Here is a 20,215-nt window from a genome sequence, read left to right as displayed (position 1 = left end):
CCCGCCGGCCGGGAGGCGCGGTGCGAGCCCGCCACGTGCCTCCCGGCCGGAGGGTGGGAGACTGGTGGTCATGCCCACCGACATGCAGACCGCGCTGCCCCACCGCGTCGCCGACCTGACGCTCGCCGAGGCCGGCCGACACCAGATCCGCCTCGCCGAGCACGAGATGCCCGGCCTCATGGCACTGCGCGAGGAGTTCGGTGCGTCGCAGCCGCTCGCGGGTGCGCGGATCGCGGGATCGCTCCACATGACCGTGCAGACGGCCGTGCTCATCGAGACCCTCGTCGCGCTCGGTGCCCGCGTGCGCTGGGCGAGCTGCAACATCTTCTCGACGCAGGACGAGGCGGCCGCGGCGGTCGCGGTCGGCCCCACGGGCACCCCGGACGCCCCCGCCGGTGTCCCGGTGTTCGCCTGGAAGGGCGAGACCCTCGACGAGTACTGGTGGTGCACGAACCGGATCTTCGACTGGTCGGCCGAGGCCGCGGCCGAGGGCGCCGACTGGATCGGGCCGAACATGATCCTCGACGACGGCGGCGACGCCACGATGCTCGTGCACGAGGGTGCGGACGCCGAGTTCGCCGGAGCCGTCCCCGAACCGGCGTCCGACGCCGCGGCCGAGCGTCTCGTCGTCCTCCGCACGATCGCCGAGTCGCTCGCGACCTCGCCCGACCGGTGGACCCGGATCGCGGCCGAGCTGCGCGGGGTGACCGAGGAGACCACGACGGGCGTGCACCGTCTGTACGAGCTCGCGCGCGCCGGCGTCCTCCGGTTCCCGGCCATCAACGTCAACGACTCCGTGACGAAGTCGAAGTTCGACAACCGCTACGGCATCCGGCACTCGCTGCCGGACGGCCTCAACCGGGCCACCGACGTCCTCATCGGCGGCAAGGTCGCGTTCGTCGTCGGCTACGGCGACGTCGGCAAGGGCGCGGCCGAGGCGCTCCGCGGACAGGGTGCCCGCGTCATCGTCTCCGAGGTCGACCCCATCTGCGCGCTCCAGGCGGCCATGGACGGCTTCCAGGTCGCCCGGCTCGAGTCCGTCCTCGACCAGGTCGACATCGTCGTGACCTGCACGGGCAACGTGGACGTCGTGACGGTCGACGACATGCTCGGGCTGAAGCACCTGGCGATCGTCGCGAACGTGGGCCACTTCGACAACGAGATCGACATGGCCGGACTGGAGCGGCTCGAGGGGGCGGAGCGGATCGAGATCAAGCCCCAGGTGCACGAGTGGCGCCTGCCGAACGGCCGGAGCGTCCTCGTCCTCAGCGAGGGGCGGCTCATGAACCTCGGCAACGCGACCGGCCACCCCTCGTTCGTCATGAGCAACTCGTTCACGAACCAGGTGCTGGCGCAGATCGAGCTCTGGACCCGACCCGAGGCGTACCCGACCGACGTGTACGTGCTGCCGAAGCACCTCGACGAGAAGGTCGCACGACTGCACCTGGACGCGCTCGGCGTCGAGCTGACCACGCTGGACGCCCGACAGGCCGACTACATCGGCGTGCCGGTCGAGGGCCCCTACAAGCCCGAGCACTACCGCTACTGACGTCCGGGCGGCGCGGCGGCGATCCCCGCGGGCCGCCGCCCCGCCGCGCCCGGCCGTCGTGACCGGGTCCCTCGGTTATGGTGGCAGCACGGGCGCGTCGCAACGCCCGGCACCACCGATCCTGAGGGGGACCATGAGCCCGCGCATCCTCGTCGTCGACGACGACCAGGCGCTCGCCGAGATGATCGGGATCGTCCTCCGGTCCGAGGGGTTCGAGCTCGAGTTCAGCGAGGACGGCACCGACGCGCTCGAGGCCTTCCAGAGCACGCGACCGGACCTCGTGCTGCTCGACGTCATGCTGCCGGGTGTCGACGGGATCGAGGTCTGTCGCCGGATCCGTGCCGAGAGCGGCACGCCGATCATCATGCTCACCGCCAAGGGCGACACCGCCGACGTCGTGTCCGGCCTCGAGAACGGTGCCGACGACTACGTGGTCAAGCCGTTCAACCCGAAGGAGCTCGTCGCGCGCATCCGCACGCGCCTGCGCCCGGTGGCGAGCGACGCGGCCGTCCTCACCGTCGGGGACCTCACGGTCGACGTCCCCGGGCACGAGGTCCGCCGCGGCCGCACCCCGATCGCACTCACCCCGCTCGAGTTCGACCTGCTGCGCGCCCTCGCCGAGAAGCCGAACCAGGTGTTCACGCGCGAGATGCTGCTCGAGCAGGTGTGGGGGTACCACTACAAGGCGGACACGCGACTGGTCAACGTCCACGTGCAGCGGCTGCGCGCCAAGATCGAGCACGACCCGGACAACCCGCGCATCGTCACCACCGTGCGCGGCGTCGGCTACCGGGCGGGCTCGCAGGGCTAGCCGTTGGCCAGGCCCGCGGCCCGCGCGACGCCGACATCCGTCGCGTCCCCCGGGGCGGTCACCGTCCGGCAGGTGTGGCGGCGCACCCGGCGATGGATCCGGCGGGGGTGGCGCGCCGTCGCGTTCCTCTGGCGACGGTCCCTGTTGTTCCGCGCGGTCGCCATCACGGTCCTGACGACCGGGCTCGCGGTCAGCGTCATCGGCACCGCGATCACCCTGAGCATCACGAACAACGTCTACGCCCAACGGCGGGACCAGATCGAGGCCGAGTCGGAACGTGCGACGGTCCTCGCGCAGAACATCTTCGACGCCGCCACCGCCGCCGAGGACAACAACCAGGTCGAGCTCGAGACGCTGCAGAACGAGGCGCAGACCTCGATCCTGACCACCACGACGAGCCCCGGCGGCACGAGCATCGCCATCCTCCGCACCCCGGGGCAGTCCACCACGCAGACGCTGCAGAACATCGCCAGCCCCGACTTCCCGGACTCGGTGATCACGCCCGAGTTGCGGAAGGCCGTCGCGAAGGACTCCGGTGCGCTCCGGCTGCAGGCGGTCGCGCTCGAGGACGGCGGACGACGGGAACCGGGGCTCGCGGTCGGGTCGACGCTCCAGATCCCGAGCGCCGGGCAGTACGAGCTGTACCTCGTCTACGACCTCAGCGACGCGCAGAAGACGCTGGACTTCGTGTCGCAGACGCTGTCCGTCGGCGGCGTGGCGCTCGTCGTGCTCATCGCGCTCGTCACGTCGCTCGTCGTCCGCCTCGTCGTCGGCCCGGTGCGCGTCGCGGCCGAGACGAGCCGCAAGATCGCCGCCGGCCGACTCGACGAACGCATCCCCGTGCGGGGCGAGGACGACATCGCGATCCTCGCCACGAGCTTCAACGGCATGGCCGACGTGATGAGCCGGCAGATCACCCAGCTCGCCGAGCTGTCCCGCGTGCAGCAGCGGTTCGTGTCGGACGTGTCCCACGAGCTCCGCACGCCCCTGACGACCATCCGGCTCGCGGGCGACGTCCTGTTCGACGCCCGACACGCGTTCGAACCAGCGGTGGCCCGGTCGAGCGAGCTCCTGCACACCCAGATCGACCGGTTCGAGTTGCTGCTGGCGGACCTGCTCGAGATCTCGCGGTACGACGCCCAGGCGGTGCAGCTCGAGACGGAGCCGGTCGTGCCGGCGGCGCTCGCGACCGACATCGTCGACGAGTTCCGGCCGCTCGCCGAGTCGGCCGGAGTCGAGCTGCAGGTCGCCACACCGGGCGGCCACGTCGTCGTGCAGGCCGACGGACGACGGATCCGGCGCGTGCTCCGCAACCTCGTCGGGAACGCGATCGAGCACGGCGAGGCCAAGCCGGTGCAGGTCGTGGTCGACAGCGACGCCGACACGGTCGCGATCGCCGTGCGCGACCAGGGCGTCGGGATGCCCCCGCAGGACGTCGAGCGCGTGTTCGACCGGTTCTGGCGGGCCGACCCGAGCCGACAGCGGACCATCGGCGGGACCGGCCTGGGGCTCGCGATCAGCCTCGAGGACGCACACCTGCACGGCGGGCGGATCGACGTCTGGTCGCGGCCGACGGTCGGATCGGTGTTCGTGCTGACGCTCCCGCGCCGCGCCGGCGACGCGGTGACGCGGTCGGTGATCCCGTTGCCCGCGCTCGACGACCTGGAGGACGAGCCGCGCCTCCCGGCCGTCCCCGCCGACGGCGACGGAGGGCCGCAGCGGTGACCCGGCGCGTCCTCACCGCGCTCGTCGCGACGCTCGTGCTCGTCGTGCTCACCGCCTGCGCCGCGATCCCGACCGGCGGTGCCGTGCAGAAGGGCGGCCGCGTCGAGGACCAGGCGCCGTCCGGCGTCGACTACCGCCCGAACGGGCCGGTCAAGGGCTCGGACCAGGAGACCGTCCTCCGACAGTTCATCGACGCGGCCACCGGTGCCCAGGACAACTACGCGGTGGCACGGGAGTTCCTGACGACGGGGTTCGCGCAGCGGTGGAACCCGCGGCAGAGTGTGACCGTCCGCCAGGGGAGCGGCACCGTCGCGCGCACCGGGGACCGTCGGCTCTCGTACACGATGACGGTGTCGGCCACGGTGGACGCCGACGGCGAGTACACGCAGGCCGACAGCGACGCGACGTCGACGCTGACGTTCCAGTTCCGCAAGGAACACGGGCAGTGGCGGATCAGCTACGCGCCCGGCGGGATCATCCTGTCGCCCGTCAGCTTCGAGTCGGTGTTCCAGGCGCACGCCCTGTACTTCTACGACCCGACGTACCACTACCTCGTGCCCGAGGAACGGTGGTTCCTCGCCCGGTCGTCGACGAGCACGCGGATCGCGAGCGCGCTGCTCGCCGGGCCGAGCGAGTGGCTCAAGGGAGCGGTCGTCACGGCGTTCCCCGAGGGCACGCAGCTGTCCCTCAACGCCGTGACGATCGAGAGCGGGTCCGCCCAGGTCGACCTGACGAGTGACGCGCTGAAAGCGACCACGGTCGAGAAGGTCCGGATGCGCGAGCAGCTCACCGCGAGCCTGGCGTCGGTCGCGAGCATCTCGTCCGTGACGATCACGGTCGAGGGCACGAGCCTCGACGTGCCCGACTCGACGGGCACGAACGCCGAACGCGACCCCGACGTCGACGCCCGGCCGCTCGTCGTCGCGAAGAACGCCGTCGGCAACGCAGCCGCGGGAGCCGTCGACCAACTCGCCGGCATCGCGGACAAGATCCGCGGCCTCGACCCGACGTCACTCGAGGTGACGGCGGCGGGCACCTCCGCCGCGGTCGGCACGGCGGACGGCGTGGACGCCGTCCGGTCCGGCTCGAGCGCTCCCGTGCAGGTGGACACGCGGAGCGGTCTCGTCGCGCCGTCCATCGACGACGAGGGCTTCGTGTGGTCGGCCCAGGCGGCGGACCCCCGGTCGGTCGTCGCGTACGGGCTCGAGGGCGATGCGCACCCGATCTCGTCGAGCCTGCCCGACGGCCGACTCGTCGCGTTCCGCGTGTCGCGGGACGCCACCCGGGCACTCGCGCTCATCGACACCGACGAGGGTGCCGCCCTGTACGTCATGGGCGTGCTCCGGAACTCGCAGAAGCAGCCGACCGCGCTCGGCGCACCCGTCCGGGTGCCGGTCGCCGCGGGCACCCCGGTCGACGCGACGTGGCAGAGCGACCTCGAGGTGGCGTCGCTCGGCTCCACCGCGACCGGCTCGACCGTGACGTCGTCGACCATCGGCGGGCGTTCGACGACGCTCAACCGCCCGTCCGGCTCGGCGACGACGATCGTCGGCGGTGCGTCCGACTCGCTGCTCCTGCGCATGACCGACGGCCGTGTGCTCGCCGAGAGCGGCGGTGGCTGGGACGACAGCGGCGTGACGGCGGCCGTCCTCGGCACGCAGCGGTAGGCCGGGAGGCCCGTCCTCCCCCGGCGCTCCCGTCCGGACCGCCGTCCACCGACTGATTGATCCGGCGCCGAGTCACGCGGCCGCGGCGCGACGATCGAGGCATGGGGGAGCGGGAAGCCGACCGGTGGCGGGACGCGGCGATCGAGGCGCTCGGCGTGCTGCTGCCGGTGTCGTGCGTCGTGTGCGGGCGTGACGACCGCCCGGTGTGCCACGCGTGTCTCGAGGACCTCGCCGCGACCCCGTCGTGCGTCCGGCTCGTGGCCGGCGTCCGGCTCGACGCCCCGTTCACCTACCGGGGGACGGCCCGGGCCCTCGTGCTCGCGTTCAAGGTGCACGGACGGCTCGACGTCGTCGGACCGCTCGCCCGCCCCACCGTGCGGGCACTCCGGGGGGCGCTCGCCGAGGCGCCCGACGCGGTCGTGGTCCGGGTGCCGTCCTCGCGGGCGGGACGTCGGCGGCGGGGATTCGACCCGGTCGTCGTCCTGCTCCGTCGCGGTGGTTTCCGGACCGCTCGCGTGCTCCGACGGGTGCCGGACCCGCGGGCCCGCGGCAGGCGCGACGGCGGCCAGAAGTCGCTGTCGGCGGTGGACCGGGTGACCGCGACGGTCGGCACCCTCCGCGCGGTGGACGTGCGCGACCGCGCCGTCGTGCTCGTCGACGACGTCGTGACGACCGGGGTGACCATGGCCGAGGCGATCCGGGCGGTCCGCGCCGCGGGCGGCCGCGTGGTGCGGTGCGTGGCGACGGCGAGCGTGGAGCCGTCCTCCCCGTCGGAGGCTGGGACCGGACCCTGAATCGTCGCGTGCACCCGGGTCTACGCTCGCTCGAAAGGCGTCTGGAGTCGCCACGAGGAGGCGACGCGCCGAGTCTGGATGGGAGCCGCCATGGACATCTCGATCACGGGACGGAACGTCGGGATCACCGACCGTTTCCGCGCCTACGCCGAGGAGAAGTCCGCGAAGATCGACGCGCTCGCCGATCGTGCCGTGGCCTTCGAGGTCCGGGTCAGTCGACACCACGAGAAGAGCAGCGGGGCGAGCGGCGACGACCGCGTCGAGCTCACCCTCATCGGCCCCGGGCCGCTCATCCGCGCCGAGTCGACCGCGTCCGACAAGTACGCGGCGTTCGACCTGGCGTTCGCCCGCATCGCCGAACGGTTGCGGCGTGCGAAGGACCGCAAGAAGGTCCACCGGGGCCGTCACCGCCCGACCTCGGTCGCCGAGGCGGCGGGTGACGGGTTCGCCACGATGGACGTCGTGCCCGCCGACGGCACGCTCATCGAGACGGTCGCGACCGGCAGCCTGCCCGTCGTGACGGACGAGGCCCAGGCGACGGACGAGGACGCCTACAACCCCGTCGTCATCCGCACGAAGGTCTTCGCGTCGTCCCCGATGACCGTCGACGACGCGCTGTACTACATGGAGCTCGTCGGCCACGACTTCTACCTCTTCATCGACGCTGAGACGGAACGCCCCAGCGTCGTGTACCGCCGCAAGGGCTGGGACTACGGCGTCATCGCCCTGGACGACGCCGCACCCGTCCAGCAAGAGGCCGCGACGGTCGAACGCGCTGGCGTGACCGTCTGACCTCCGCGCACGACCACGAGGGCCCCGCTCGGCACCACTCGGTGCGGTCGGGGCCCTCGTGTCCGCCCCGAGCGAACGGGCGCACCCATCGGCTCCGGCAGCGCCCGCTGCCCAGGTGTGCGGGCGCGGAGGTTGCTAGCATGGCTGGCTGATCAGGCGCGCGCGACCGGCCGTCCGGAGGCCCCGAGCGATCAGCGCCAGACGACACCATGAGGAGTCTCGATTGACCAACGTGCTGGAGAAGGTCCTCCGCATCGGCGAAGGGCGCACGCTCCGACGCCTCAAGGCCTACGCCGAGGCGATCAACGACCTCGAGGACGACTTCGCCACCCTCAGCGACGAGGAACTGCGCGACGAGACGCGTGAGCTGCGCGAGCGGTACGCGAACGGCGAGTCCCTGGACGACCTGCTGCCCGAGGCGTTCGCCGCGGTGCGTGAGGCGTCGAAGCGCACGCTCGGGCTCCGTCACTTCGACGTCCAGCTCATGGGCGGTGCCGCGCTGCACCTCGGGAACATCGCCGAGATGAAGACCGGTGAGGGCAAGACGCTCGTCGCGACGACGGCCGCGTACCTCAACGCCATCGCCTCGCGCGGCGTGCACGTCATCACCGTCAACGACTTCCTCGCGAGCTACCAGTCCGAGCTCATGGGCCGCGTGTTCCGCGCGCTCGGCATGACCACCGGCTGCATCCTCGCGGGGCAGGAGCCCGCCGAGCGTCGCGAGCAGTACGCCGCCGACATCACGTACGGCACGAACAACGAGTTCGGCTTCGACTACCTGCGCGACAACATGGCGTGGCAGGCGTCGGACATGGTGCAGCGCGGGCACTTCTTCGCCATCGTCGACGAGGTCGACTCGATCCTCATCGACGAGGCCCGCACGCCGCTCATCATCTCCGGACCGTCCTCGGGCGAGGCCAACCGCTGGTTCACCGAGTTCGCCACGATCGCCACGCGCCTGCGTCCCGGCGTCGACTACGAGGTCGACGAGAAGAAGCGCACGGTCGGCGTGCTCGAGCCCGGGATCGAGAAGGTCGAGGACTACCTCGGCATCGACAACCTGTACGAGTCGGCCAACACCCCGCTCATCTCGTTCCTCAACAACGCGATCAAGGCCGACGCCCTGTTCAAGCGCGACAAGGACTACGTCGTCATGAACGGCGAGGTGCTCATCGTCGACGAGCACACCGGTCGCATCCTCATGGGCCGCCGGTACAACGAGGGCATCCACCAGGCGATCGAGGCGAAGGAGGGCGTCGAGGTCAAGGCGGAGAACCAGACCCTCGCCACCATCACGCTGCAGAACTACTTCCGCCTGTACAAGAAGCTCTCCGGCATGACCGGTACCGCCGAGACCGAGGCGGCGGAGTTCATGTCGACGTACAAGCTCGGCGTCGTCCCGATCCCGACGAACAGGCCGATGCAGCGCAACGACCAGACGGACCTCGTGTACAAGAACGAGCCCGCGAAGTTCGAACAGGTCGCCGCCGACATCGAGCAGCGGCACGAGAACGGCCAGCCCGTCCTCGTCGGCACGACGAGCGTCGAGAAGAGCGAGTACCTGTCCAAGCTCCTCGCCAAGCGCGGCGTGAAGCACGAGGTGCTCAACGCGAAGAACCACGCGCGCGAGGCCGCGATCGTCGCCCAGGCGGGTCGTCTCGGTGCGGTCACGGTCGCCACGAACATGGCCGGCCGCGGTACGGACATCATGCTCGGCGGCAACGCGGAGTTCCTCGCCGTCGCCGAGATGCACGCGAAGGGGTTGTCCCCGACCGAGACCCCGGATGAGTACGAGGCCGCGTGGGACGACGTGTTCGCCCGCGTCAAGGCCGAGGTCGAGGTCGAGGCCGAGAAGGTCCGCGACGCCGGTGGGCTGTACGTGCTCGGCACGGAGCGACACGAGTCCCGGCGCATCGACAACCAGCTGCGTGGTCGCTCCGGTCGACAGGGCGACCCCGGCGAGAGCCGCTTCTACCTGTCCCTCACCGACGACCTCATGCGGTTGTTCAACTCCGGCGCGGCCGAGAGCCTCATGGGCCGCTCGAACGTCCCGGACGACCTCGCGATCGAGAACAAGCTCGTCGGTCGTGCGATCCGCTCCGCGCAGGCCCAGGTCGAGGCCCGGAACGCCGAGATCCGCAAGAACGTGCTGAAGTACGACGACGTCCTGAACCGCCAGCGCGAGGCCATCTACGACGACCGGCGCCGCATCCTCGAGGGCGACGACCTGCACGACCGGTCGCAGCAGTTCCTCGAGAGCGTGGTCAACGAGATCATCGACTCGCACACGGGCGAGGGCTCCCCGGACGACTGGGACCTCGATGCGATGTGGACCGAGCTCGGGACGCTCTACCCCGTGTCGATCACCATCGACGAGGTCATCACCGAGGCCGGATCGCGGGGCAAGGCATCGCGCGACTTCCTCGGCCGCGAGATCCTGTCGGACGCCAAGCTCGCGTACCAGAAGCGCGAGGAGGCCCTCGGCGACGAGGCCATGCGCGAACTCGAGCGCCGCGTCGTCCTGTCGGTGATCGACCGACGCTGGCGCGACCACCTCTACGAGATGGACTACCTCAAGGACGGCATCGGTCTCCGCGCGATGGCTCAGCGCGACCCCCTCGTCGAGTACCAGCGCGAGGGCTACGCCCTGTTCCAGAGCATGATGGGCCAGATCCGCGAGGAGTCCATCGGGTTCCTGTTCAACCTCGAGGTCCAGGTGCAGCGTGACGGCGAGACGGCCGTCATCGACGCCAAGGGCCTCGGCGAGGACTCGGAGGCCGCCGGGCTGGAGTACTCGGCACCGTCGATCGACGGCGAGGTCGAGGTCCGTGACCAGAGCGGTCGCCTCGAGCAGGCCGCGACCGCACTCGCGCAGCGGCAGCAGGCCGTCGCCGAGGCCGAGCAGGTCCCGGGTCCCGAGCGGGGGTCGTCGTTCGGTGCTGCGGCGACGGCGTCCGGCCAGCGCGGTGCCTTCGGGCAGCGCGACACGGCGCCGACGAACCGGGCGGACCGTCGGGCGCAGGCCAAGAAGAGCTGACCGGGAGCGTTCCCGGAACGGCGGCGGTCCTCCTCGGGCCGTCGCCGTTCGGCGTTCCCGCACCCGTCGCCGGTGAGCCCTGCGCTCCGGTGCGGTCCGCGCCGGTCAGCCCTGCGCTCCGGTGCGGTCCGCGCCGGTGGTCAGAGGACGCTGACCGCGGTCGCGCGCCATCGGCCGTCGCGGCCCTCCAGGCGGATCGCGACCGCACGAGTTCGTGCCCGTGCATGCACGATGACGGTGGCCTCGGCGACACCGTCGCTCGGTTCGCGGACGATCACCGAACCGATCGAGAAGACGGGCCGGCGCGGCGCCGTCCGGCGTACCGACCGCGCGCGGGCCGCCAACCGGACGCGGACCTGGAGGTGTCGGTGCACGTCGTCCGTCACCCACCGCGCGATCTGGTCGAGTTCACGGGCGCCGGCGAGGATCTCGACGACACAGCGGGCGAGGTCCCGCGCGACGGGGGTGGGGTCCGGCAGCGCTGCGCGAGGGGGCTGCGGTGCGGCGTCGGCGCGGCGGAGCCGGCGCGGCCCGGCGGTGCGCCGCGGCGCGTGCTCGGCAGAGCGATCCGGCTCGTGCCCGGGAGGCGTGGGGCGGAGGACCGCGCCGTCGAGCGCCGTGGGCAGCGGAGGAGCCGGCTGCGCTCCGTGCTCGGTCAGGGCGTGCCGCCCCTGACGGCGCGTGCCCCGTCCCTCCGGTCCGTCGTCGGTGCGCTGTGCGGCACGGTCGTCCATGAGCCCCCTCGTGGTGCGGTGGTGCGGCCTCCCCGGCCACGCCCTCAGGCTACTGACCGTTGGAATGTGACATTTAATCCCCGGACCGAGGTGGGGACGGTCGCGGGGAGGACCGGAGGCGGCCACTTAGACTTGCTCCGTGTCGACCCTCAGTGACCTCGTTCTCGCCCAAGGCCGGTCCACCGACGCGGACGTCGAGTGGCTCCACCTGCTCGTGGGCGACGGTCAGCTCCTCGCCGACCTGTCGTTCGCCGACATCGTGGTGTGGGTGCCCGCGGAGGACGGCTCGTTCGTGGCCGTCGCGCACGCGCGGCCGTCGTCCGCCGCGACGCTGTTCTACCGCGACGTCGTCGGGCAGGGCGTGCGGGACGAGTGGCGCGACCAGATCACCCAGTGCTTCGAACGCAGCGAGATCGTCGACTCGGCGGAGCCCGACTGGTACGAGGACACCCCGACCCGCGTGCGCGCGATCCCGGTCCTGCGTCGGTTGTCCGCCACGAGCGCCCAGACGACGGAGGCGCCCATCGCCGTCGTCACACGCCACTCGAACGTCAACGAGCAGCGCACGCCGAGCCGCCAGGAGCTGACGTTCAACTCGAGCGCGAACGACCTGTTCGGCATGATCGCCACGGGGGACTTCCCGGACATCGGCGCACCGACCGGTCCGCGTCGGGGCGCTCCTCGTGCCTCCGACGGACTCCTGCGACTCGACGTCGGGGGCGTCGTCACCTTCGCGAGCCCGAACGGCCTCAGTGCCTTCAACCGGATGGGCTTCGAGGGCGAGCTCGAAGGGCTCTCCCTGGCCGAGGTGACGACCGGGCTGCTCGGGAATCAACTCGTCGTGGACGAGTCCCTGCCGCTCGTCGTGACCGGTCGCGCTCCGTGGCGCACCGACATCGAGGCGAAGGGCGTGACCGTGACGCTCCGCGCGATCCCCCTGCGCGACCACGGGGAGCGCATCGGGGCGATCGTGCTCTGCCGTGACGTCACCGAGCAGCGGCACCAGGAGCGCGAGCTCATCACGAAGGACGCGACGATCCGCGAGATCCACCACCGCGTCAAGAACAACCTGCAGACGGTCGCGTCGCTCCTCCGCATCCAGGCGCGTCGCACGCATTCGGAGGAGGCCCGGGAGGCCCTGCAGCAGGCGATGCGTCGGGTCGCCGCCATCGCGGTCGTCCACGACACGCTCTCGACCGGTCTCAGTCAGAACGTGGACTTCGACGACGTGTTCGACCGCGTGCTCATGCTCGTGACCGAGGTCGCGGCGAGTCACAACACGACCGTGCGCCCCAAGAAGACGGGCGAGTTCGGTGTGCTCCCGAGCGAAGCGGCGACGCCGTTGGCGCTCGGCCTCACGGAACTCGTGACGAACGCGGTGGAGCACGGGCTCGACGGCCGTGACGGCGAGGTCGAGATCGTGGCCGACCGGTTCGAGGACCACCTCGAGGTGCAGGTGCGCGACAACGGGCGCGGACTCCCCGAGGGCAAGGTCGGTGCGGGACTCGGCACGCAGATCGTGCGGACCCTGATCCAGGGCGAACTCGGCGGCACGATCGACTGGCACACCTTGGTCGGCAGCGGTACCGAGGTCACCATCGGCATCCCCTTCCGGTGGTCGGAGCAGTCGTAGGGCTTCGGCCTCGGGATCGCGCGGGGTCCGAGTCGAGGGACGACGGGCGCGGCAGGACGACGTGGGGTGGAACGACGACGGCGCCCGGTCCCCTGGGGGACCGGGCGCCGTCGGCGTCGGAACGGGTGCGCTCGGTCAGGAGGCGCGACGTGCGCGGGCAGCGCGGCGCTTGAGCGCGCGACGCTCGTCCTCGCTCAGACCGCCCCAGACGCCCGAGTCCTGCGAGGTCTCGAGCGCGTACTGCAGACAGGTCTCGGTGACGGTGCACCGAGCGCACACCGACTTCGCCTTCTCGATCTGGTCGACGGCCGGGCCGGTGTTCCCGACCGGGAAGAAGAGCTCGGGGTCCGCGGTGAGGCAGGCGGCCTTGTCACGCCAATCCATGTGTTGATGCTCCTTAAATAGCTTCGAATCGCACGACGAACGGCCGTGGCGAATCAAGTGCAGGCGTGGGCCAGCTGGGCTGCAGCACTGCGGGGGGATTCTCTGTGGGGGAGAGAAAGACTCTGCGGGAGGCGCACACGTCATCGTGGCGTTCCATCGACCTCGAACATCGTTCCATACTGATATGGCCAAATCAAGGGTCGAGAGCTGGAGGAACGCTGTGTCGGATGCCCCACGCCCGGAGCGCCCCGAGGGTGCCGCTGATCGGGAATCACCTGATCGCGCGGCATTCCGGACGCCGACCGTGCTCGGTCTCGCGGTCGTCGTGGGGCTCGAGTTCCTCGCCGTGGCGGTGCTCACGGTGGTGCTCGTCGTCGACCTCGTGGTCGCCCCGCCGGACTCGGTCGTGAACGGTCTGGCGCTCATCGTCCTCGCCGCCGTCGCCGCGATCTGGCTGGGAGCGATGGTGCTCGGACTGGCCCGCGCCCGCTCCTGGGTGCGGAGCGGGGTCGTCGTCTGGCAGTTCCTCCAGATCGCCCTCGCCGTCGGTGCGTTCCAGGGCGTGTTCCGGGTCCCGGCGATCGGGTGGGTGCTGCTCCTGCCAGCGCTGCTCGCCCTGGTGCTCGTCTTCGCACCGGCGACGACGGCGGTGCTCGCCCGCCGCGACCTCGAGCGCTGAGGGCAGGGACTCAGTCCAGGCCGAGCTTCTTCCGCAGCGCGGCCACGTGCCCCGTCGCCTTCACGTTGTAGAGCGGTAGCTGCACGCGGCCGTCCTCGTCGACGACGATCGTCGAGCGGATCGTGCCCGTCGTGACCTTGCCGTAGAGGTTCTTCTCGCCGTACGCGCCGTACGCGCGGTGGACCGTCAGGTCCGGGTCGCTCAGGAGCGGGAAGGTCAGGGCCTGCTCGTCCTTGAACCGCTGCAGCGCGGGGAGGTCGTCCTTGCTGATGCCGAGCACCGTGTAGCCGGCGCCCTGCAGGGAGTTCATGTTGTCGCGGAAGTCGCAGGCCTCGGTCGTGCATCCGGGCGTCGACGCGGCCGGGTAGAAGTACACGATGACCTTGCGGCCCCGCAGGTCGCGCAGGCTCGTCGGCGTGCCGTGCTCGTCCGGCAGGGTGAAGTCGGGGGCGTCGGCCCCGGCGGCGAGACGTTCGGTCATCCTGTGCTCCTTGCGCGACGTGGTGGCGGCGCCCCGTGGTCCGTGGCGGCCGAGACCCATGCTATTGTTGTTCTCCGTTGCGGCGAGCCGCGACGGCACGCGCCTCTAGCTCAATTGGCAGAGCAACTGACTCTTAATCAGTGGGTTCTGGGTTCAAGTCCCAGGGGGCGCACCACCAGCCCCGGACCTCCCGGCATCAGCCGCAGGTCCGGGGCTTCGTCGTTGCCAGGCGCGGCCGTCGTCCCCCTCGATCGGGGGCGTCGTCCGGCAACCGCGGCGCTCGCGGGTCGCGCCGAGGACGACCTGGACTCGGTGTAGCGTGCGTACCTCCGGGCGGGAGCAGGGGGTGACGGGTGGGAACAGCGGACGAGGACGTGTCCGACCTCATCGCGGCGTTCGCCTCCGTACAGCGGGCGAACGCCGCCCTCATGCGGCAGCTGAGCCTCCTCGCGGGCGTGCACGAGAACGCGCTGCGGGCGCTCGTGCTCATCGACGACACGGCCCGGTCCACGCCGACCGAGGTCGCCGGGTTCCTCGAGCTGACCTCCGGTGCGGTCACGAGCATGCTCGACCGACTCGTGGCGGGCGGGTTCATCAAGCGGATCCCGAACCCGGCCGACCGGCGCGGGTCCCTGCTGACGCTCGAACCCGCGGGTCAGGCCGTCGTCGCGCAGATCCGGCGCCGCTACGAGGGGGTCATGCGGGCCGTCGACGCCGAGCACCGGGCCGGGCTGTACCTCGTGCTGAACGACCTCGCGACCGGGCTGCTCGAGCAGGCGCAGGGCGTCGTGTCCGACGCGGCCGCCGCGGGCGGAGACGGGACGTAGTCCCGGGACCGGCGGCGACCGCGGCGTGCGTCACGGTGCCGCGGCGTCAACGTCGGTCGAGCTCGGACGACCGCGCCCGGTACTCCGTCGCGTCGATCTCGCCGCGCGCGAACCGGTCCGCGAGGACGGCCCGGGCGTCGGAGCGAGCGCGCCACGGCCCGCGGCGGAGGACCCCGAACACGAGGGCGAGCACGACGAGGGTCGCGAGGAACACGACGGGGAACACGGCGAACGGGGCCACGGGTGGGCCGCCGTGCCAGGACGGTGCGGCGGCGAGTGCGGTGGTGAGTGCGGGTGTCATGGTGACCTCCTCGGTCGGTGGCTGGGCGTCGCTGGTGCGACCGGTCCAGGCTCCTGCTCCGCGGTCGTCCTGTCGTCCGCTCGGGGGACGCTCCTGGACGTGCTCCCGACGGCAGTACCCGAGGTCGTTCCTCCACACGCATCACGCCGGAGGGAGGAGTCCACGGACACCTCCCCGGGCGGACGACGGCGGCCCGGTCGGCACCTAGGCTTCCGGGCATGAGGAGACCCACCGAGACCGGGCGGCGGCGGTTCGCGCGCGTCGGCAGGGTGCTCCCGGTCGCGGCACTGCAACTCGTCGGCACCCTCGTCCTGTCGCGCTGGACCGGGCCGACGCCCGGCACCGTGCCCGCTCATCCGGGACCGCCGTGGGGGCCGGGAGCGGGGGAGGCCGTCGTGGCGGCACCCGGTCCGCTCGCGATCGCGATGCTCGTCGCTGCGGTGGTCGTCCTGCCGTTCCGGTGGCGTTGGCCGGTCGTCGTCCTCGGCGTGACGCTGGCGACGACCCTCGGCTACGCGGTCCTCGTGAGCCCGCGGGGTCCCTTCGTGGCGGCCCTCACCATGGCGGCGGTGAACGCGTGGCTGTCGGGTCGTCGCCGTTCCGCGGCCGCGGCGGTGGCGATCGGCGCGTTCGCGCTCCCGTGGGTGGACCTCGCGACCGGGCGTTCGTCCGTCCTGCCCTGGGGGACGGCCACCGTCATGCTCGCGTGGGGTGGGCTCACGATCGCGCTCAGCGAGCTCGCTCGCGTCCGCGTGCTCCGGGCGGCCGAGGCCCGCCGCGCACGCGCGGAAGCGGTCCGGCGGCGCGCCGAGGACGAACGCGTCCGCATCGCTCGCGAGCTGCACGACTCGGTGGCGCACAACATGTCGCTGATCAACCTGCAAGCCGGGGTGGCGCTGCACCTCGGCGCCGACCTGCCGGACCCGACCCGGGCCGCGTTGACGAGCATCCGCGACGCCAGCCACGAGGCCCTCGTGGAGCTCCGCGCGGTGCTCGGGGTCCTCCGGAGGGTGGACGATCCCGACGCGGGAACGAACAGCGGCGGCGCGGGTGCGGCGACCGGGGACGGGGGCGTCGTGGTGCCCGAACGGTCCCCGGTGCCCGGCCTCGATCGACTCCGGGATCTCGTCCTGCGCGCAGAGGCGGCCGGACTCGACGTCACGCTCGACGTCGACGGCGACCTCGGCGCCGTCGACCGCATCGTGGATCGGACGGCGTTCCGCATCGTGCAGGAGTCGGTGACGAACGTCATGAAGCACGCGCCGTGGAATCGTGTCGCGGTGGTCGTCGGCACGTCTGCGGAAGTCCTCGACGTCACCGTGGAGGACCTGCCCGACGCGCGCGTGCGGAGGGGCCCTGCTGAGCCGCCGGACACGGCCGCGTCGGCCGCGTCGGCCGCGTCCTCCGCGTCGGCCGCGTCCTCCGCGTCGGCCGCGTCCTCCGCGTCGGCCGCGTCCTCCGCGTCGGCCTCGTTGGACGCCCCGCAGGACACCCTCGACCGCGCCCAGGCCGGCCTCGGTCCGTCGGGCAACGGCATCATCGGCATGCGGGAGCGGGTGGCTGCGGTCGGCGGCGTGCTCGAAGCCGGCCCGGTCACCGGTGGCGGATGGCGGGTGCACGCGCGGCTCCCGACCACCGGCACGACCCAGACCCCGACCCCGACCACCGGCACGACCACGACCACGACCACGGGCACGGACATCACGGACCGACGGACCGCTGCCCTCGAGCGAGGACAGGAGGCACACCGTGGTTGACGCCAGCGAGGCGGCACCGCTCCGGTTGGTGATCGCGGACGACCAGGCACTCGTCCGCGCCGGACTGCGGGCGCTCGTCGAGTCCGAGCCCGACATGACCGTCGTCGCCGAGGCCGCCGACGGCGAGGACGCCGTGCGTGCTGCCGTGGAACACCATCCCGACGTCGTGCTCATGGACATCCGGATGCCCCGCGTCGACGGACTCGTGGCAACGCGGCGCATCGGTGCCGACCCGGCGCTCCGTGACGTGCGCGTCGTGGTCCTCACGACCTTCGAGGAGGACGCCTTCGTGTTCGAGGCGATCCGGGGCGGAGCGGCCGGGTTCCTGGTCAAGGACACCGAGCCGGCCGAGCTCCTCCGCGCGATCCGGACGGTGGTCGCGGGTGACTCGTTGCTCTCGCCGGGGGCGACCCGGTCCCTCGTCGCCGCCTTCGCCACGCACGCCACCCCGGCGGAACTGACCCCTGCACTCGACCGCTTGACCGATCGGGAGCGCGAGGTCATGCGGTGGGTCGCCGGGGGACTGTCGAACAGCGAGATCGCACAACGCCTGTTCATCAGCCCTGCGACGACGAAGTCACACGTGAGCCGGGCGATGGTGAAGCTCGGCGCACGGGACCGGGCGCAGCTCGTCGTGTTCGCCTACGAGACGGGCCTCGTCGCACCCGGCTGGTCCGGCTCCTGACCGCGTGGCCCCCAGCGCGGATCGGTAGGGTCGACCAGGCCGACGAACCGGAGGTGGTCGATGACGTCCTGGGTGGAGCACGCCCTCTGGTGGCACGTGTACCCGCTGGGGTTCGTCGGTGCCGACATCCGTCCGCCGGATGCCCCCACGCCGTCGGCACGGGATCGACCGGTCGAGCACCGGCTCGGTCGACTCGAGGCGTGGCTCGACCACGTCGTCGACCTCGGGCTGAACGGCATCGCGCTGGGACCGGTGTTCGCGTCGTCGACGCACGGCTACGACACGCTCGACCACTTCCGGGTGGACCCGCGGCTCGGGGACGAGGACGACCTCCTCCGTCTCGTCGCCACGGCGCACGACCGCGGCGTCCGGGTGCTGCTCGACGGGGTGTTCAACCACGTGGGGCGCGAGCATCCGGCGTTCCGAGCGCTCGAGGAGGACGGACCCGCGGCCCCGACCGCCGGACTGTTCCGCGTGCGCTGGGACGGGTGGCGTCCCGGTGACCGCGTCGACGCGGACGTGTTCGAGGGCCACGACCAACTCGTCGCCCTCGACCACGGCTCCTCGGCGACCGTCGACCTGGTCGTCGACGTCATGACCCACTGGCTCGACCGCGGCGTGGACGGCTGGCGCCTCGACGCCGCGTACGCCGTGCCGCCCGCGTTCTGGGCGGCGGTGTTGCCCCGCGTGCGAGAGCGGCACCCGGACGCTTGGTTCTCAGGTGAGGTGATCCACGGTGACGCCGCTGCCGTCGTGCGGGCCTCGACCATGGACTCGGTCACCCAGTACGAGCTGTGGCAGGGCATCTGGCACGGCATCGCGGACGGCAACTGCCACGAGCTCGCACACGCGATCCGCCGGCACGACGCGCTCCTGTCGACGTTCGTCCCGAGCACGTTCGTCGGCAACCACGACGTGACGCGCATCACGTCCGCGGTCGGTCCGCGGCACCTGCCGCACGCCCTCGCGGTCCTGTTCACGGTGGCCGGCGTGCCGAGCGTGTACGCGGGCGACGAGTACGCCTTCCGCGGCGTCAAGGAGGCCCGGGTCGGCGGCGACGACGCCGTGCGCCCGGCGTTCCCACCCGTGCCACCGGCTCCGGCCGACCTCGATCCGGAGGGCCGGGACGCCTTCCGCACGCACCAGGCGCTCGTCGCCGTGCGGCGTCGCCACCCGTGGTTGCACCGCGCGCACACGGACGTCGTGCACCTCGAGAACACGGCGATCGTGCTCCGGACGGCGATCGGCACGGACGCGGTCGTCACCGCGCTCAACATCGGCGACGAGGCGGTGTCGCTGCCCGCGGCCGGGTCGACCACGATCGAGGCGGGCGCGGGCGAGGTCGACCACGGTCGCGTCCGACTGGCGGCCTCCGGTTGGGCGGTGCTCGGCGGGTGACCGCTCGTCGCGTCTTCGGGCGGGCCTGCATGGCCGCCGTGCTCGTCGTGGCCGGCTGGGTGGTCGCCCCGCCCGTGGCGTCCGCCGTGCCGGCGGACCGACCCGCGTCGGCCGCCATCGGGAGGCTCGGTGTCGGGAGGCTCGGTGTCGGGAGGCCCGCCGTCGCGGCGCCCGCATCCACCGCGACGCGTTCGTCCCCGCCGGTCCGGCCGTTCCCGACCCGCGGGCGCCCGGACTACCAGCTCGGCGGCGCGTACCGTCCGCCCGCCAGCGTCACGATCGTCGAACGGGACAGCACCGCGCATCCGGCACCGGGCACGTACGGGATCTGTTACGTCAACGGGTTCCAGACCCAGCCCCAGGACACCGCGTGGTGGCGGCGCGAGCACCCGAGGGACCTCCTCCGGACCGCATCGGGGAAACCGGTCAGCGATCCCGGGTGGCCGGACGAGGTCCTCCTGGACACCGGGACCGCGGCGCACCGTCGAGACGTCGTCCGGGTCCTGTCCCGCACCGTGGACCGCTGTGCACGTCGTGGGTTCGACGCCGTCGAGTTCGACAACCTCGACTCGTGGACGCGCTCGCGCGGGCGCCTCAGCCGCGCTGACGCCCTCGCCACCGCCGCGCTCCTGGTCGACGTGGCGCACCGGGACGGCCTCGCCGCGGGGCAGAAGAACGCGCCGGGCCTCGGCACGCGAGGGCGGGACGTCGCGGGCTTCGACTTCGCCGTCGCCGAGGAGTGCGTGCGCTACGACGAGTGCCGTGCGTACGCCCGCGTGTACGGCGGACGGGTGATCGACGTCGAGTACAGCGACGCGCTCCGCACGACGTTCGCCGCCGCCTGCCGTTCCGCGTCGCGGCCGCGCATGACGATCCTCCGCGATCGTGACCTCGTCACGCCCTCGCACGCGGCGTACCGGTACCGGCGCTGCCTCGTCGCCGGCTCGTGAGAGCATCGTCG

Annotated in this window: 18 protein-coding genes and 1 tRNA gene; 15 read left to right on the top strand and 4 right to left on the bottom strand. The window is 72.1% G+C overall.

Features of this window, described 5'->3' with window-relative positions; genetic code table 11:
- The first annotated feature begins 70 nt into the window (after positions 1 to 70).
- The 7 genes from ahcY to secA all read left to right on the top strand — a co-directional run bounded on the left by ahcY (position 71) and on the right by secA (position 10,375).
- Positions 71 to 1,549 carry an adenosylhomocysteinase gene (gene ahcY, locus DEI93_RS10335; RefSeq protein ID WP_111119319.1) on the top strand — a complete coding sequence of 493 codons (1,479 nt, stop codon included), beginning with the start codon at positions 71 to 73 and terminating at the stop codon, positions 1,547 to 1,549.
- A gap of 133 nt (positions 1,550 to 1,682) precedes the next feature.
- Complete coding sequence (mtrA, locus tag DEI93_RS10330) at positions 1,683 to 2,360, top strand: MtrAB system response regulator MtrA (RefSeq protein ID WP_111009558.1); 678 nt, start codon at positions 1,683 to 1,685, stop codon at positions 2,358 to 2,360.
- A 72-nt stretch (positions 2,361 to 2,432) separates the two neighbouring features.
- Positions 2,433 to 4,085: an MtrAB system histidine kinase MtrB gene (gene mtrB, locus DEI93_RS10325; RefSeq protein WP_111036638.1), complete on the top strand. Its 1,653-nt coding sequence runs from the start codon at positions 2,433 to 2,435 to the stop codon at positions 4,083 to 4,085.
- A complete protein-coding gene (locus DEI93_RS10320; protein ID WP_111119286.1) occupies positions 4,082 to 5,752 on the top strand; it encodes an LpqB family beta-propeller domain-containing protein in 1,671 nt (556 codons plus the stop codon). The genes mtrB and DEI93_RS10320 overlap by 4 nt, the downstream gene beginning before the upstream one ends.
- Positions 5,753 to 5,853: 101 nt before the next feature.
- Positions 5,854 to 6,546, top strand: coding sequence for a ComF family protein (locus DEI93_RS10315; protein ID WP_111013448.1), 693 nt, complete (start codon positions 5,854 to 5,856; stop codon positions 6,544 to 6,546).
- 90 nt (positions 6,547 to 6,636) lie between these two features.
- Entirely contained in the window at positions 6,637 to 7,338 is a 702-nt protein-coding gene (hpf, locus tag DEI93_RS10310; RefSeq protein ID WP_111013447.1) for a ribosome hibernation-promoting factor, HPF/YfiA family, read from the top strand.
- Positions 7,339 to 7,561: 223 nt separating this feature from the next.
- Positions 7,562 to 10,375 carry a preprotein translocase subunit SecA gene (gene secA, locus DEI93_RS10305; RefSeq protein WP_111009562.1) on the top strand — a complete coding sequence of 938 codons (2,814 nt, stop codon included), beginning with the start codon at positions 7,562 to 7,564 and terminating at the stop codon, positions 10,373 to 10,375.
- A gap of 140 nt (positions 10,376 to 10,515) precedes the next feature.
- On the opposite strand, the gene DEI93_RS10300 is transcribed toward secA, so the two are convergent.
- Positions 10,516 to 11,109 (bottom strand): Rv3235 family protein, encoded by a 594-nt coding sequence (locus DEI93_RS10300; RefSeq protein WP_220037849.1) that lies wholly within the window; start codon positions 11,107 to 11,109, stop codon positions 10,516 to 10,518.
- 139 nt (positions 11,110 to 11,248) lie between these two features.
- Here DEI93_RS10300 and DEI93_RS10295 point away from each other — a divergent pair, with 139 nt between their 5' ends.
- Complete coding sequence (locus tag DEI93_RS10295; RefSeq protein ID WP_111009563.1) at positions 11,249 to 12,742, top strand: sensor histidine kinase; 1,494 nt, start codon at positions 11,249 to 11,251, stop codon at positions 12,740 to 12,742.
- A gap of 135 nt (positions 12,743 to 12,877) precedes the next feature.
- Here DEI93_RS10295 and DEI93_RS10290 read toward each other — a convergent pair whose 3' ends face one another.
- The gene (locus tag DEI93_RS10290; protein WP_066515941.1) at positions 12,878 to 13,126 is read right to left on the bottom strand and encodes a WhiB family transcriptional regulator; all 249 of its coding nucleotides are present in this window, start codon (positions 13,124 to 13,126) and stop codon (positions 12,878 to 12,880) included.
- 304 nt (positions 13,127 to 13,430) lie between these two features.
- Between DEI93_RS10290 and DEI93_RS10285 the strand changes: the two genes are divergently transcribed.
- Positions 13,431 to 13,805 (top strand): hypothetical protein, encoded by a 375-nt coding sequence (locus tag DEI93_RS10285; protein ID WP_111009564.1) that lies wholly within the window; start codon positions 13,431 to 13,433, stop codon positions 13,803 to 13,805.
- A 10-nt stretch (positions 13,806 to 13,815) separates the two neighbouring features.
- On the opposite strand, the gene bcp is transcribed toward DEI93_RS10285, so the two are convergent.
- Entirely contained in the window at positions 13,816 to 14,286 is a 471-nt protein-coding gene (bcp, locus tag DEI93_RS10280; protein WP_111009565.1) for a thioredoxin-dependent thiol peroxidase, read from the bottom strand.
- 99 nt (positions 14,287 to 14,385) lie between these two features.
- Between bcp and DEI93_RS10275 the strand changes: the two genes are divergently transcribed.
- Together DEI93_RS10275 and DEI93_RS10270 are read left to right on the top strand one after the other, a co-directional pair.
- A tRNA-Lys gene (locus DEI93_RS10275) sits at positions 14,386 to 14,461 on the top strand.
- Between the two features lie 178 nt (positions 14,462 to 14,639).
- Positions 14,640 to 15,113, top strand: coding sequence for a MarR family winged helix-turn-helix transcriptional regulator (locus DEI93_RS10270; RefSeq protein WP_146244360.1), 474 nt, complete (start codon positions 14,640 to 14,642; stop codon positions 15,111 to 15,113).
- Positions 15,114 to 15,159: 46 nt separating this feature from the next.
- Here the strand turns inward: DEI93_RS10270 and DEI93_RS10265 are convergent, their stop codons facing one another.
- Positions 15,160 to 15,414, bottom strand: a complete 255-nt coding sequence (locus DEI93_RS10265) for an SHOCT domain-containing protein (protein WP_220037850.1) — start codon at positions 15,412 to 15,414, stop codon at positions 15,160 to 15,162.
- A 218-nt stretch (positions 15,415 to 15,632) separates the two neighbouring features.
- Between DEI93_RS10265 and DEI93_RS10260 the strand changes: the two genes are divergently transcribed.
- The 4 genes from DEI93_RS10260 to DEI93_RS10245 are packed head-to-tail and all read left to right on the top strand — an operon-like array spanning position 15,633 to position 20,204.
- Positions 15,633 to 17,171: a sensor histidine kinase gene (locus DEI93_RS10260; protein ID WP_111119287.1), complete on the top strand. Its 1,539-nt coding sequence runs from the start codon at positions 15,633 to 15,635 to the stop codon at positions 17,169 to 17,171.
- Positions 17,164 to 17,856 carry a response regulator gene (locus DEI93_RS10255; protein ID WP_258372178.1) on the top strand — a complete coding sequence of 231 codons (693 nt, stop codon included), beginning with the start codon at positions 17,164 to 17,166 and terminating at the stop codon, positions 17,854 to 17,856. The genes DEI93_RS10260 and DEI93_RS10255 overlap by 8 nt, the downstream gene beginning before the upstream one ends.
- Positions 17,857 to 17,916: 60 nt before the next feature.
- Positions 17,917 to 19,254: an alpha-amylase family protein gene (locus tag DEI93_RS10250; protein WP_111119288.1), complete on the top strand. Its 1,338-nt coding sequence runs from the start codon at positions 17,917 to 17,919 to the stop codon at positions 19,252 to 19,254.
- Positions 19,251 to 20,204, top strand: a complete 954-nt coding sequence (locus tag DEI93_RS10245; RefSeq protein ID WP_258372179.1) for an endo alpha-1,4 polygalactosaminidase — start codon at positions 19,251 to 19,253, stop codon at positions 20,202 to 20,204. Before DEI93_RS10250 ends, DEI93_RS10245 begins: the two co-directional genes overlap by 4 nt.
- Positions 20,205 to 20,215 lie beyond the last annotated feature (11 nt).

The organism is Curtobacterium sp. MCBD17_035 (assembly GCF_003234815.2).
Taxonomy (GTDB): Bacteria; Actinomycetota; Actinomycetes; order Actinomycetales; family Microbacteriaceae; genus Curtobacterium.
This window is presented reverse-complemented; position numbering and strand designations above follow the sequence as displayed.

What these genes read in the sequence shown, in the direction of transcription:
- DEI93_RS10260 (WP_111119287.1), top strand. Translation starts at nt 15,633, where the DNA reads ATGAGGAGACCCACCGAGACCGGGCGGCGGCGGTTCGCGCGCGTCGGC.
- DEI93_RS10250 (WP_111119288.1), top strand. Translation starts at nt 17,917, where the DNA reads ATGACGTCCTGGGTGGAGCACGCCCTCTGGTGGCACGTGTACCCGCTG.
- ahcY (WP_111119319.1), top strand. Translation starts at nt 71, where the DNA reads ATGCCCACCGACATGCAGACCGCGCTGCCCCACCGCGTCGCCGACCTG.
- DEI93_RS10300 (WP_220037849.1), bottom strand. Translation starts at nt 11,109, where the DNA reads ATGGACGACCGTGCCGCACAGCGCACCGACGACGGACCGGAGGGACGG.
- hpf (WP_111013447.1), top strand. Translation starts at nt 6,637, where the DNA reads ATGGACATCTCGATCACGGGACGGAACGTCGGGATCACCGACCGTTTC.
- DEI93_RS10315 (WP_111013448.1), top strand. Translation starts at nt 5,854, where the DNA reads ATGGGGGAGCGGGAAGCCGACCGGTGGCGGGACGCGGCGATCGAGGCG.
- mtrA (WP_111009558.1), top strand. Translation starts at nt 1,683, where the DNA reads ATGAGCCCGCGCATCCTCGTCGTCGACGACGACCAGGCGCTCGCCGAG.
- DEI93_RS10265 (WP_220037850.1), bottom strand. Translation starts at nt 15,414, where the DNA reads ATGACACCCGCACTCACCACCGCACTCGCCGCCGCACCGTCCTGGCAC.
- DEI93_RS10290 (WP_066515941.1), bottom strand. Translation starts at nt 13,126, where the DNA reads ATGGATTGGCGTGACAAGGCCGCCTGCCTCACCGCGGACCCCGAGCTC.
- bcp (WP_111009565.1), bottom strand. Translation starts at nt 14,286, where the DNA reads ATGACCGAACGTCTCGCCGCCGGGGCCGACGCCCCCGACTTCACCCTG.